General features: G+C 65.0%; 14 protein-coding genes. 6 read left to right on the top strand and 8 right to left on the bottom strand.

Annotated features, from left to right (window positions below; genetic code table 11):
- Positions 1–223: 223 nt before the first annotated feature.
- Genes ACK41V_RS18635 through ACK41V_RS18625 form a run of 3 tightly spaced genes read right to left on the bottom strand, consistent with a single transcriptional unit; the run spans position 224 to position 3,155 of the window.
- The gene (locus ACK41V_RS18635) at positions 224–1,042 is read right to left on the bottom strand and encodes a DUF72 domain-containing protein (protein ID WP_409784476.1); all 819 of its coding nucleotides are present in this window, start codon (positions 1,040–1,042) and stop codon (positions 224–226) included.
- Positions 1,043–1,086: 44 nt separating this feature from the next.
- The gene (locus ACK41V_RS18630; RefSeq protein WP_409784475.1) at positions 1,087–2,400 is read right to left on the bottom strand and encodes an ATP-binding protein; all 1,314 of its coding nucleotides are present in this window, start codon (positions 2,398–2,400) and stop codon (positions 1,087–1,089) included.
- Positions 2,397–3,155 carry a response regulator gene (locus tag ACK41V_RS18625; RefSeq protein WP_409784473.1) on the bottom strand — a complete coding sequence of 253 codons (759 nt, stop codon included), beginning with the start codon at positions 3,153–3,155 and terminating at the stop codon, positions 2,397–2,399. The genes ACK41V_RS18630 and ACK41V_RS18625 overlap by 4 nt, the downstream gene beginning before the upstream one ends.
- Before the next feature lie 178 nt (positions 3,156–3,333).
- On the opposite strand from ACK41V_RS18625, the gene ACK41V_RS18620 reads away from it, so the two are divergent.
- From ACK41V_RS18620 to ACK41V_RS18605, 4 genes are all read left to right on the top strand, one after another.
- A complete protein-coding gene (locus ACK41V_RS18620; protein WP_409784471.1) occupies positions 3,334–3,867 on the top strand; it encodes a DUF2147 domain-containing protein in 534 nt (177 codons plus the stop codon).
- A complete protein-coding gene (locus ACK41V_RS18615) occupies positions 3,864–4,583 on the top strand; it encodes a cytochrome c biogenesis CcdA family protein (protein ID WP_409784469.1) in 720 nt (239 codons plus the stop codon). The genes ACK41V_RS18620 and ACK41V_RS18615 overlap by 4 nt, the downstream gene beginning before the upstream one ends.
- 26 nt (positions 4,584–4,609) lie before the next feature.
- The gene (locus ACK41V_RS18610; protein ID WP_409784467.1) at positions 4,610–5,191 is read left to right on the top strand and encodes a thioredoxin family protein; all 582 of its coding nucleotides are present in this window, start codon (positions 4,610–4,612) and stop codon (positions 5,189–5,191) included.
- An 83-nt stretch (positions 5,192–5,274) separates the two neighbouring features.
- Positions 5,275–6,597 carry a serine hydrolase domain-containing protein gene (locus ACK41V_RS18605; protein ID WP_409784465.1) on the top strand — a complete coding sequence of 441 codons (1,323 nt, stop codon included), beginning with the start codon at positions 5,275–5,277 and terminating at the stop codon, positions 6,595–6,597.
- A gap of 52 nt (positions 6,598–6,649) precedes the next feature.
- Here the strand turns inward: ACK41V_RS18605 and ACK41V_RS18600 are convergent, their stop codons facing one another.
- Positions 6,650–7,087: an OsmC family protein gene (locus ACK41V_RS18600; RefSeq protein ID WP_409784463.1), complete on the bottom strand. Its 438-nt coding sequence runs from the start codon at positions 7,085–7,087 to the stop codon at positions 6,650–6,652.
- Between the two features lie 304 nt (positions 7,088–7,391).
- Between ACK41V_RS18600 and ACK41V_RS18595 the strand changes: the two genes are divergently transcribed.
- The gene (locus ACK41V_RS18595) at positions 7,392–7,889 is read left to right on the top strand and encodes a hypothetical protein (protein ID WP_409784462.1); all 498 of its coding nucleotides are present in this window, start codon (positions 7,392–7,394) and stop codon (positions 7,887–7,889) included.
- Positions 7,890–7,989: 100 nt separating this feature from the next.
- Here the strand turns inward: ACK41V_RS18595 and ACK41V_RS18590 are convergent, their stop codons facing one another.
- On the bottom strand, positions 7,990–8,232 hold the full coding sequence (locus ACK41V_RS18590; protein ID WP_409784461.1) for an ATP-binding protein: 243 nt from the start codon (positions 8,230–8,232) through the stop codon (positions 7,990–7,992).
- A 156-nt stretch (positions 8,233–8,388) separates the two neighbouring features.
- Here ACK41V_RS18590 and ACK41V_RS18585 point away from each other — a divergent pair, with 156 nt between their 5' ends.
- A complete protein-coding gene (locus ACK41V_RS18585; RefSeq protein WP_409784459.1) occupies positions 8,389–8,661 on the top strand; it encodes an acylphosphatase in 273 nt (90 codons plus the stop codon).
- 119 nt (positions 8,662–8,780) lie between these two features.
- On the opposite strand, the gene ACK41V_RS18580 is transcribed toward ACK41V_RS18585, so the two are convergent.
- The 3 genes from ACK41V_RS18580 to gyrB are packed head-to-tail and all read right to left on the bottom strand — an operon-like array spanning position 8,781 to position 12,716.
- Positions 8,781–9,194 (bottom strand): YkgJ family cysteine cluster protein, encoded by a 414-nt coding sequence (locus tag ACK41V_RS18580; RefSeq protein ID WP_409784458.1) that lies wholly within the window; start codon positions 9,192–9,194, stop codon positions 8,781–8,783.
- Between the two features lie 39 nt (positions 9,195–9,233).
- Positions 9,234–10,067: a DUF3883 domain-containing protein gene (locus ACK41V_RS18575; RefSeq protein ID WP_409784456.1), complete on the bottom strand. Its 834-nt coding sequence runs from the start codon at positions 10,065–10,067 to the stop codon at positions 9,234–9,236.
- A gap of 33 nt (positions 10,068–10,100) precedes the next feature.
- Positions 10,101–12,716, bottom strand: coding sequence for a DNA topoisomerase (ATP-hydrolyzing) subunit B (gene gyrB, locus ACK41V_RS18570; RefSeq protein ID WP_409784454.1), 2,616 nt, complete (start codon positions 12,714–12,716; stop codon positions 10,101–10,103).
- Between the last annotated feature and the right edge of the window lie 83 nt (positions 12,717–12,799).

Below are 12,799 nucleotides of genomic sequence, written 5' to 3'. Positions count from 1 at the left end.
AGTGGCGCGTGCGGCGAGGGCGGGGGTGGTGTACGACATGAAGAGGCGCAGTGTACCTGACGGTGCAGGGCCCGCGTCAAGCCCGCGCGGTGTGGTGTGTAGCGTGCAAGCGCTGCGTGGTTTGGTGGTGAGGGGTCTACACACTCAGGGCCCTGCGAGTGCAAATGCTATCAATTCCATAGCTGTTGGCGCTTGCTGGAAGAGCGGTAGCGGCCTATTTGTCTCAAAATGTCTGCACACCCAGCTGCGCCATCAGCTCCATCGCTCCCGCCGGAGCCCGCTCCTTCGCGCCGTTGATGAAGTACACGAACACGTCGCGCGGCCGCTCGCCGCCCGTCCACGCGCGCACGCCATCCGCCCACTGCGCGATCGCTTCTGGCGTGTAGCCGGTGGGCACGTCGGCCTGGCTGCGCATCAGCCGCAGGTAGGCAAAGTCCGCTTGCGCATCGGCAATGGCGGGGAACTTCTCCGAATCGGTGTGCACCGGCACGCACCCGTACTGGCGTGCCAGTGCGATGAAGTCGGGGGTGGCAAAGCTCTCGTGCCGCACATCGAGCACATGCCGCAGGCGGCGGCCGTCCACTGCCTGGGGCAGCAATGCGAGGAAGGCTTCGAAGTCTCCGGGATCAAACGGCTTTGTCGGCATGAACTGCCAGACGATGGGCCCGAGCTTGTCCTTCAGCTCGGAGATTCCGCTTTCCACAAACCGCGTGATCGAGTCGCCCGCCTCCGCCAGCACGCGGCGGTTCGTCGCAAAGCGGTTGGCCTTGAGCGAGAACATGAAGCCCTCAGGCGTCTCGCTGTGCCACTTGGCAAACGTCTGCGGCTTGAAGGTGCTGTAGTAGGTGCCGTTGACTTCGATGGCGGTGAGCTGGCGGCTGGCGTATTGCAGCTCTTTGCTGTGCGCCAGGCCCGCGGGGTAGAAGTGGTCGCGCCAGGGCTCGAAGGTCCAGCCGCCGATGCCGATGCGGATCTGCGGGCCGCTGCTGCCACTGTCTGCGTTGGTGCTGATACTGCTGCTGTCCACGGCGTTCCCCCTCATGAATCCACGGAAGGGCCACTGTAGCAGCGGCCTGCAGCGCAGCGCTACGGCTGCGGGCCGGGCAGCTCCACCCGCGCCTCCAGCCCATCGCCATCATCGCGCGGCCCCAGCACCAGCCGGCCGCCCAGCGCCTGGGCCAGCTCGTTCGCAATGGCCAGGCCCAGCCCGGTGCCGCCGGTGCCGCGGTTGCGCGAGTCTTCCAGCCGCACGTAGGGCTGCAGCACGGCGGCCAGGTCGGCTTGCGGAATGCCCGGGCCCCGGTCCAGCACGCGCAGTAGCCACCCGCCGCCGCTGGCGGTGTGCAGGCTCACCTCCGCCGCGCCCGCAAACTTGAGTGCGTTGTCCACCAGGTTGCACACCAGCCGCCGCAGGGCCTGCGGGCGCGTGTCGCAGATGCCCGGGTCTGCGTGCAGCAGCAACACAGGCATGCCTGCATCGGCGTAGTCGAACGCAATGCTCTGCAGCAGCGCGTGCAGGTCCACGCGCTGCAGGGGCTCCTGGGCGGCCTGGGACGAGCGCGCGTAGGCAATGCCCTCCTCCACCAGCGACTGCATCTCGGCCAGGTCCGCGTGCAGCTTGCCCTGCAGCACGGTGTCGTCCAGCAGGTCGGCGCGCAGGCGCAAACGCGTGATGGGCGTTTGCAGGTCGTGCGAGACGGCGGCCAGGATGCGCATGCGCTCTTCAAGGTGCGCCTGGATGCGGTGCTGCATGCGGTTGAAGGCCTGGGCCGCGCGCTGCACCTCGCGCGGGCCATCCTCGGCCAGGGGCACGGCGGCGCGGTCTGCGCCCAGCGCATCGGCTGCATCGGCCAGTGCGCGCAAGGGCCGCGTGGCTGCGCGCACGGCCCAGGCGCACAGGCCCACCAGCAGCGCCAGCTGCAGCGCCAGCGCACCCAGCACCCAGGGCGAGACCTGCAGCCGGGGCTCGTCCATGTCCACGGCCAGCGGCGTGCCGTCGGCCAGCTGCAGCTGCAGGCGCAGCTCGGTGCCGGGTATGTGGGGGTCGATCACTCGCACCGTTTGCCCGGGCGGCAGCGTGGCCCCCACGGCGCCTGCGATCAGGCGGGCCAGGTCAGACGGGTCCTCGGGTGCATCGAGCGGCGCGGTCAGCGCAAACCGGTAGTTGCGGCGTGCCAGCCGGTCCACCCACTGCGCGCGCTCTGCGGCGGGCAGGCGGTCCAGCATGGCCATGGAGCTGGCCACGTCGCTCGCCAGGTACGCCACCATGGCGCGGCGCATGGTCATGCTGCGCTCGGTGATGGCGAGCACGAAGGTCAGCGCATGCGCTAGTGCCAGGCCCAGCGCCAGCACCAGCAGGATGCGCCCGAACAGCGAACGGGGCCACCAGCGCAGCGTCATGCGGCTGCCTCCCTGGAGGTTGTCGCGGGCAACACGTCGGCGCAGAACACGTAGCCCTCGTTGCGCACCGTTTTGATGTAGCGCGAGCCGCGTGCGCCATCGCCGAGACGCTGGCGTACGCGGCTGACCAGCAGGTCGATGGAGCGGTCGAACACATCGGCGTCACGCCCCTGTGTGAGCTGCAGCAGCTGGTCGCGCGTGAGGATGCGCTGCGGGTGGTCCAGCAGCACGCGCAGCAGCCGGTATTCGGCGCCCGACAGCGCCACCACCGCACCCGTGGCATCGAGCAGATGGCGCGCCGTGGTGTCCAGCCGCCAGTCGCCGAATGCGAGGTGGCGCGCGGGCTCGGCCACCGCCAGGTTGGGCGGCAGCATGCGCGTGCGCCGCAGCACCGCGTGGATGCGCGCCAGCAGCTCGCGCGCGGCAAAGGGCTTGGTCAAGTAGTCGTCCGCGCCCAGCTCCAGGCCCAGGATGCGGTCCGCCTCGTCGCTGCGTGCGGTGAGCATGATGATGGGCAGCGGCGGCGCGCCGGGGCTGCGCAGCTCGCGGCACAGCGCGATGCCATCGGTGCCGGGCAGCATCAGGTCCAGCACTAGCAGGTCGATGCGCTGCGTGGCCAGCACCTCGCGCATCTGCCGCCCATCGGCCGCCACGCTCACCTGCAGGCCCTGGCGCTGCAGGTATTCGGCCGCCAGCTCGCGGATGCCCGCGTCGTCATCGACGATCAGGACGTGGTCTTCGGTGGGCGTGCTCATGGGTGGTGATTCTCCGGGGTTTGCCCTGCGTGTGGCGGCGGCGCGGCGGGCCGTATGTATCTGAACTTGTCTGGCGGCGCAGCAGACACGCACGCATACCAAAAGACCTTGCCAGGAAATATCACCGATACGTGCGCTGGCTTCAATGCAGTCTTCCTGAACTTCACGAGGACTTGTCATGAAATCATCCATCGTCCTGGCCGCCGCTGCGCTGGCCCTGGGCCTGGCGCACACCGCCAGCGCGCAAGAAGCTGCCACTGCGACGCAGGCTGCATCGGCGCCGCACCCCAAGGCGCCGCTGGGCCGCTGGATCACTGAAAGTGGAAACCTGGAGGTGGACATTGCTCCCTGTCCCACTAGCGCTAATGCCACCGCCAGTGCGAACACCGGCAGCAGCAGCGGCATCAGCACCCTCTGCGGCAAGGTGGTGCGTGTGCTGGCCAACCGATCAATGAGTGCACCGGGTACCGACATGGCCGCGGCCGACGCACGGCCCGCGCTGGGCATGACGATGCTGTCGGGCCTGCGCGACAGCGGCAGTGGCGAGTACCAAGGCGAGATTTACAACCGCGAGAACGCCAAGACCTACCGCGCCACGCTCACACCCGCCGAGCCCGACCAGTTGCTGGTGCGCGCGTATGTCGGCATTCCGCTGTTCGGCAAGACACAGGTGTGGCGCCGCCCGGCCGCAGAGCGCGGAGGCGTGCAATGAGCATGGTCGCCACCTCGCCCTGGCTGGCTGTGGCCGCCGGCATGCTGACCGTGGGCGCGCCCTGCGTGCTGCCCATGCTGCCGGTGGTGCTGGGCGCGTCGGTGGCGGGTGGCCTAGCGCAGCGCACGCGCCCTCTGTTCATCGCACTGGGCTTTGCGCTGTCGTTTGCAGCCGTGGCGCTGCTGTTCAGCAGCTTCACGCAGGTGCTGGGCGTGTCGCCGGAGGGCTTGCGCCGGTTTGCCGCCGTGATGCTGCTGGTGTTTGGGGTGCTCATGGTGTGGCCAAAACCCTTCCAGTGGCTGAGCCAACAAGCGAGTGGCGTGCTCAACCGCGCGGCCGGCGTGGGGCTGGGCTCATCGGCCGGCAACTGGGGCGGGCTGCTGCTGGGGCTGAGCCTGGGTGCGGTGTGGACGCCCTGCGCCGGGCCGGTGCTCGCGTCCATCCTCACGCTCATCGCCACCGAGCCGCCCGGGGTCAGCACGGCCGTGCTGCTGCTCGCGTATTCCACCGGCGCCGCACTGCCCATGCTGGCCATTGCTTACGGCGGCCAGGCCGCGGCCAGCCATGTGCGCCGCATCTCGCGCCATGCGCACCGCGTGCAGCAGGTTTTTGGGGTGGTGGTCATCGCCGTCGCGCTGGCCATGCTGCTGGAGGTGGATGGGCAGGTCACGGTCTGGCTGTCGCAGTTCTATCCCTCGGGTTCTGGCGGGCTGTAAGTGGCCCGCAGCAAGGAGTTTTCACCATGACATCGCACCCCTCTTCACCGTTTTCGTTTCAGCGCCGCACGTTCCTGTCATCTGCGGCCTCCGTGGCCGCTGCGGTGGCGGCACCCGCACTCGTCCACGCAGTAGGCCCCGCCGTCCAGGCCGCCACGCTGCCCGACTTTGGCGCGGCGCCCGAGTTCACCGGCATCGAGCGCTGGCTCAACTCCGAGCCCCTCACCCTGGCCCAGCTGCGCGGCCGCGTGGTGCTGGTGGACTTCTGGACGTACGCCTGCATCAACTGCATACGCACCCTGCCCCACGTGAACCGCTGGGCCGAGCTGTACACGCCCCAGGGCCTCACGGTGGTGGGCGTGCACACGCCGGAGTTTCCGTTCGAGCGCACCACACGCAACGTCGAGGTCGCCATGCGCCGCCACGGCGTGAAGCACCCCGTGGCGCAGGACAACCGCTACGGCACCTGGAAGGCCTACAGCAACCAGTATTGGCCTGCGGCCTACCTCATCGATGCGCAGGGCCGCATTCGCTACAAGCACTTCGGTGAAGGCGAGTACGACCGCACCGAGGCGGTGATCCGCGCGCTGCTGGCGGCGCGGGGCTAGGCCTGCCGAATCAATCGTTAATCCATTTTTTCCCCATCGTTTCTCCGCCCTTTCCCTACTCACCTTTGCAGGACGTTTTCACCATGCCGTACCCCCGCCTTCAATTCGCCCTGGTCTCGCTCGCCGCGGCCGCTGCCGCCCTCTGCATGGCCGCTACCAGCCATGCCCAGGCACCGCAACTGCCACCACCCGACGCCACCCACCCCGCCACACTGCAACTCATGCAGGGCTTTCCGCCGCCACCCGACAAAGTCGTGCGCCTGGCCAACATCCTCAAATACCCCAACGTGCGCTGGGCCGCGCACCACCTGCGCGAGCTGGGGCCCACGGCGGCCGTGTGGCGTGGCGCAGGCGCGCCCAGCGCATTGCCCGCGGCAGCCCGCCCGCTGGACGATGCCCTGCCCGTGCCAGACGGCAAGGGCGGCACCACCACGTTGGCCGACTGGCAAAAATCTACCTACACCGACGGCCTGCTGGTGCTGCACCGTGGCCAGGTGGTGTACGAGCGCCACCACATCGGCATGCAGCCGCACCAGCCGCATGTGCTGTGGTCCATGAGCAAGTCGCTCACCGGCCTGCTGGCCACCGAACTCATCCAGGAAGGCGTGATCGACCCGAAAGCGCTGATTCCCCGCTACCTGCCCGAGCTGGCTACCAGCGCCTGGGCCGATGCCACGGTGCAGCAGACCCTGGACATGACCACCGGCGTGCAATATGCCGAGAACTTTGCCGACCCCACCTCCGGCGTCTTTCAGTACCTGGCTGCCGCAGGCCTGCAGCCCGCGCCGCCCGGCAGCAGCGCCGCCAAAAGCATGGCCGAGTTCCTGCCCACGTTGAAGAAAGAAGGGGAGCACGGCACCGCGTTTGCGTACAAGTCGGTGGACACGGAAGTACTGGGCTGGCTGCTGCAGCGCGTGACCGGTAAGAGCTACGCCACGCTGCTGTCCGAGCGCCTCTGGTCGCGTCTGGGCGCGCAGGAGGATGCGTATGTGTTTGCCGACGCCAATGGCGGCCAGTCCACCAGCGTGGGCGTGAACGCCACGCTGCGCGACCTGGGCCGTTTGGCAGAGATGTTGCGTGCGAATGGCCGCTACAACGGCCAGCAGATCGTCTCACCCGCCACCATTGCCGAGCTGCGCAAGGGCGCTGACCCGGCGAAGTTCAGCAAGGCCCCGGGCACCGCCATGCGCGCGGGCTACTCGTACCATAACCAGTGGTGGGTGCCCCACGATGCCGACGGCACCTACGAGGCCAAGGGTTTGATGGGCCAGCACATCCACATCAACCCGATGGCGGAGCTCGTGGTGGTCAAGCTCTCGACACACCCTGTGCCCAACACGGCCTTCACGCATGCGGTGGACCGGCAGGCGTTTGCTGCGCTGGCAGCGGCGGTGCGGGCGCGCTGAGCGAAGAATGATGGCACCGTGGTGTGCCCGGTGCCAGTGCACGCCGCGTTAGTTACTTCACCAGCGTGGCGGTCAGCGTGATCTCTGGCACCGAGGCCAGTGCCTTCGACAGCGGGCAATTGGCCTTGGCATCCGCCGCCAGCTTCTGAAATACGGCGTCGTCCATGCCAGGCACCTTGGCGGTGAGCGTGAGGGCAATGCGGTCAATCACAAAACCATCACCTTCCTTGCTGAGCCGCACGCTGGCCGTGGTGTCGATCGTCTCGGTGGCGATGCCAGCTTTCTCAGCGGCAAAGGAAAATGCCATGGTGAAACAGGCGGCGTGTGCAGCGCCCACGATCTCTTCGGGGTTGGTGCCCTTGCGGTCGTCGCCAAAGCGGCTGGAAAAACCGTAGGGGTACTTGTCTAGCGCGCCGGTCTCGGTGCTGATCTGGCCTTGGCCGGACTTGCCGGCACCTTCCCAATGGACGCTGGCTTTCTTTTCGGACATGGTGTGACTCCTTGTGGTGGTTGAGGGAACTGGCCATCTCAACACGCCCTTCTGCGTCGACATGTGGGACTCCATCGCATGGCGCTGTCCCATTGCCCGCCCTGCCATGAAATCTCGGCGCAGTTCACATGAGGCAATTCCGTAGTAACTGCTGACTCTGCAATGCCTTAGCCCCCTAAATCGTGGGAGAGATGGACAAGCCAGCCTGTCGCCTGTGCACGTTGATGGCCTACAAGCGTCTCTGCATGGCGTTGGGATCATGGGGCTTCGCAATTTTCCAGTCACTACTTTTAGGAGACGCGCCATGAACCAAGATCTCAACCATCCCGATGCGGATCGCAATCCCGACCCCATTACCAACGCACCCGGTGCGCATCCCATTGGCACCGGCATCGGCGCCGCAGGCGGTGCCGTTACCGGAGCCGCAGCAGGGAGCCTTGCTGGCCCTGTAGGCACCGCAGTGGGTGCTGTCGTGGGCGCGGTGGTCGGCGGATTGGCCGGAAAGGGTGCCGCAGAAGCGGTCAACCCCACCGTAGAAGACGCCCACTGGCGTGACACCTATGTGAAAGAGCCCTACTACTCCGATGCCTACACCTACGACGACTACGCACCCGCGTATCGGTCCGGGTACCAAAGCGTGCTGGATGGCCGGGCAGACTGGAACGCAGCCCGAACCGACCTGCAACACCGCTGGGAGGCAGATCGCCAAACCAGTCGATTGAACTGGCTTGACGCCGAACCCGCCGCAAAAGCAGCATGGGAGCGTGCAGACCGCATTTGGAAGCAAACCAAGCAAGAGTGACGAAGAATTTCCCGCCAGTCGGGAACCGCCACAGTCACGAAGGAGTTGATGTTTGACTGGGGCTTCAGCGATGAACATCGCCCACATCCACTAACTTCGCTCAGGTGTTGTGGGCAGCCGAGATACGCGCCATGCGGATCGCATCAAACGGGCACCGTACCGCGCATAGGGCGCAGCCTGTGCAGGCTGTCGCGTCGTGCAATTGCGCCCGTTTGGGGCCCCATGGCTCCGCCCCTTGCACCTGCAGCGACAGTACATGTGGCGGGCACACCGCCACGCACCAGCCGCAGCCCGTGCAGCGGTCGGTGTCGATGTCGGGCAGCGCTTTGCGTGTAGCGTTCATGGCGCGAGGAGGGATTGGCAATCCACAGAGCGGGGTGCGTCGAGCAAGATGCGTTGCGACCCGCTTCTGCACAGCTTAGCGCGGGGCAACTTGAAGGTCGACCGCTGCAGCGTTGGCGACGCGGCTTACCGTTGTGGCCAGCGATACAGTTCGGCCATGCCCGACAACGTCACCCCCACCACCACCCTGACCCAACACCTCCTCATCCGTGGCAATGTGCAGGGCGTGAGCTACCGCTGGTCCATGGTGCAGGCTGCTCAGCAGCGTGGTCTGCGGGGCTGGGTGCGCAACCGCCACGACGGTTGCGTCGAGGCCTTGGTCACCGGCCCGGCGGATGCGGTGCAATCGCTTGTTGAATGGGCTCACCAAGGCCCGCCCCACGCGAGGGTGAATCGGGTGGAAGTCACAAGCGTTCCGGCGCCTTCATAGCCGCTCACAGACTTTGCGCAACGCGAAACGGTGTAGACCACCCTTCCCGTCCCGTCAACGGCCCTCGAATGCGGCAGGCGCGCACTGGTTACGCAATGGCCAAAGGATCGGATAGGGACTCAGCCCTTGCGCTGCAGGTCCCGCGCGCCATACGCACAGTACCCTGGCTTGGGGCTCTTCTTCTGCGGGTGCAGGCGGCAGGTTTCGGGTCGCTGTTCATACACCGTGCACCGCCGTGTTTTTGGGTCCAGAAAGTTGCAATCCCCACTCGCCCGCCGCGCCATCGTGAAGATTGCGTTCTTGTGATTGAAATGGTCAATCAACCGTGCCTTCTGCAGCCGCTTGGCGATGTGCCGCGGCTCGTCGTGTTCGGCCTCGAACGGATCTACCAAGCCCAGTCGCACCAGGTCCGACATGTGCACCTCCAGCGGCATCGTGCAGCAGTTGGCCGCGCAGGTGTCACAAAGGCCTGCACGGTAGCGGGTCCAGGTGTCTAGACGGTCGACGTCGACGATGGAGATGGGGGAACGCATGGGGAACTGGATTGACGCGGGCAGTAATTTTGCGTGCAACTAAGAAAAGCTGGCGCGATAGGTGACGGGATCCAGGCCGCAGTGTTGGTCCAGTGCGCCTTTCAAGGAGAACAAGTGTGGGGTTTGCCGAAACTCAAACAGGCGGCAGAGCGTGAAATCAGTGCCCGCGTCACGAGAGAAATGCAATTCGTTCTGGGATATGAAGAACGGCGTTTCCTTGCCAAACGCGGTCGTCTTTACTTCAATGAATCGCTCGCGACCATTCGCGTCAAAAGACAGGATGTCGTAGCCAAGGCCATCGCCCTTTGTTTGCGAAACATGTTCTACCCGATCAGCGAGTTCACTCTTGCCCATGTGAACCAATCGCCACTGTTCATACCGAAATACAAATTCTTCGCCTGCTTGGCCTAGAGAGAGATTGCGGGACTCGATCGCTAAATAGTCGCGTTTGATGGGCGTACGGGCGTAGTGCGGGCTTGCTTCGGAAACGCTGTGGCGCTTCGCGGGAGGTTCTGTCTCGACTTTCGAGAAATCAATAATCTCTGGAGGTACCGCGGGCTGCTGTGCAGCTGCGAGGGCCAGCGAATCCATTGCGGAGGAACGGACAACTTGCTGCTCTACTACTTCATACAGTAGCCGCTGATAGTTGGCTCGTGGTTGATAACCGCGGATATACGGACAGCCTAGATTGATCAGCACAGCACTGATATTGCAGTGCTTGAATTCAACCGAACCAGCGGAGCGTCCATTGAGCTTTTCAAGCAAGACGCGACGGTGTGCTGCCTTACTGTAGGCTTGGCCTGCTAGTTCGAGACTGAGCATCTTGAGGTAGTCGGCAACCACGGCCTCAACCTCGATCCGAGCCCAGTCCATGGCTGGTTCAACCAAGTCGGCTATCGATCTACGTCAAACGTCGATATTCCCCGCCCGCAGCGCATTCGTCTCAATAAAGTCTCTGCGCGGCTCCACCTCATCCCCCATCAGCATCGTGAACACGCGGTCTGCCTCAATCGCATCGTCGATCTGCACGCGCAACAGGCGGCGCACGTTGGGGTCCATCGTGGTTTCCCACAGCTGCTCGGGGTTCATTTCGCCCAGGCCCTTGTAGCGCTGGCGGCTGGTGGTGCGTTCGGCTTCCGAGATCAGCCACTTCATGGCCACACGGAAGTCGCCCACTTTTTCTTCCTTGGCTTTTTCGCCTTCGCCGCGCGTCACCTTGGCGCCCTCGCTCAGCAGGCCACGGAAGGTTTCGGCGGCTTCGGCCAGGGCGGCGTAGTCGGCGCCATGCACAAAGTCTTGCGTGATGACGCTGCTCTTGATGTTGCCGTGGTGGCGGCGGCTGATGCGCAGCAGGGGTTTGTCGGTGCGCACGTCAAACTCGCCAGCCACTTCGGCGGGGGCGCCGGTGGAGTTCAGTTCGCGCAGCTTGGCCTGCAGGGCCACGGCGCTGGTTTCTGCTTCGGCCACGGTGTCTAGCTTGAGGCTCACGCCGTCGGCAATGGCGCGCAGGGCTTCGGGGTCCATGAAGTTGCCCAGACGGGCGATGACGCTTTCAGCGATCTGGTGCTTGCGCGCCAATTCGGTCAGTGTGTCGCCGCTCAGGGTTTGCGGGTTGGCACCGCCGGTGGTCACGCTGGCGTGGTTCAGCGCAATGCGCAGCAAGAAGCCGTCGAGTGCGGGGGCGTCCTTCAGGTACAGCTCTTCTTTGCCCGCCTTCACCTTGTACAGCGGTGGCTGCGCAATGTAGATGTGGCCGCGTTCGACCAACTCAGGCATCTGGCGGTAGAAGAAGGTCAGCAGCAGGGTGCGGATGTGGGCGCCGTCAACGTCGGCGTCGGTCATGATGATGATGCGGTGGTAGCGCAGCTTGGCCACGTCAAAGTCATCGCCACCCGTCGTGCCACCGGCCTTGCCGATGCCGGTGCCCAGGGCGGTGATCAGCGTCAAGATTTCGTTGCTGGTCAGCAGCTTTTCGTAGCGGGCTTTTTCCACGTTCAGGATCTTGCCGCGCAGGGGCAGGATGGCCTGGAATTTGCGGTCGCGGCCCTGCTTGGCAGAGCCACCGGCGGAGTCACCCTCGACGATGTAGATCTCGCACTGCGCTGGGTCTTTTTCCTGGCAGTCGGCCAGCTTGCCGGGCAGGCCCATGCCGTCGAGCACCCCTTTTCTGCGGGTCATCTCCCGAGCTTTTCGGGCGGCTTCGCGGGCGCGGGCGGCCTCGACGATCTTGCCGCAGATGATCTTGGCGTCGGCCGGGCGCTCCTGCAGGTAGTCGGTCAGCAGCTTGCCCACGATGTCTTCCACGGGGGCGCGCACTTCGCTCGACACCAGCTTGTCCTTGGTCTGGCTGCTGAACTTGGGCTCGGGCACCTTCACGCTCAAGACGCAGCACAGGCCTTCGCGCATGTCGTCGCCGGTGACCTCGACCTTGGCCTTCTTGGCGAACTCGTGCTCTTCGATGTATTTGTTGATGACGCGCGTCATCGCGGCGCGCAGGCCGGTCAGGTGGGTGCCGCCGTCACGCTGTGGGATGTTGTTGGTAAAGCAGAGGACTTGCTCGCTGTACGCGCTGTTCCACTGCATGGCCACTTCCACGCCGATGTGCGTGCCGGGGATGCCGCCATACGTTTCGGCGGGGCGCTCGCCTGCGGCGTAGAACGACGTGGGGTGCAGAACGGTTTTGCCCTTGTTGATGAACTCCACAAAGCCGCGCACACCACCGGCGCCCGAGAAGTCGTCTTCCTTGCCTGTGCGCTCGTCCTTGAGGCGAATGCGCACGCCGTTGTTCAAAAACGAGAGTTCACGCAGGCGCTTGGCCAGGATCTCGTAGTGGAAGTCGTTGTTCTCTTTGAAGATCTCGGTATCGGGCAGAAAGTGCACTTCGGTGCCGCGCTTGTCGGTGTCGTCCAGCACCTGCATGGGCGAGACTTCGACGCCGTTCACGGTTTCGACAATGCGGTTCTGCACAAAGCCCTTGCTGAACTCCAGCACATGGACCTTGCCTTCGCGGCGCACCGTCAGGCGCAGCATTTTGCTGAGCGCGTTCACGCAGCTCACGCCCACGCCGTGCAGGCCGCCCGAGACCTTGTAGCTGTTCTGGTTGAATTTGCCGCCCGCATGCAGTTCGGTCAGTGCAATTTCGGCCGCCGAGCGCTTGGGCTCGTGTTTGTCGTCCATCTTCACGCCGGTCGGAATGCCCCGGCCGTTGTCGGTGACGCTGATGGAGTTGTCGCTGTGGATGGTGACCACGATGTCATCGCAGTGGCCGGCCAGTGCTTCGTCGATGGAGTTGTCCACCACCTCGAACACCAAGTGGTGCAGGCCAGTGCCGTCGCTCGTGTCGCCGATGTACATGCCGGGGCGCTTGCGCACGGCCTCCAGGCCTTCGAGGATGGTGATCGCGCCTTCGCCGTAGCCTTCGCTCGCGCCCGCCTGGTTGGTGTCGATTTTGTTGACGGTGGGCTCAACATGGCCGGAGACGCCGCTGGATTCGGGCTCGGAAGGAATGTTGTCAACGGTCATGGTGGGCCTTGGAATCCGTGGAAACCGGGGTTTCCAATGTGTCAATATGGGTCAAATTGGGCTCTAGCGCTTATCCTATAAGC

The sequence above is a fragment of the Acidovorax sp. genome (genome assembly GCF_046291265.1).
GTDB lineage: Bacteria > Pseudomonadota > Gammaproteobacteria > Burkholderiales > Burkholderiaceae_C > Acidovorax.
Note: the sequence above shows the minus strand (reverse complement) of the source record. Positions and strands in the feature narration are given on the sequence as shown.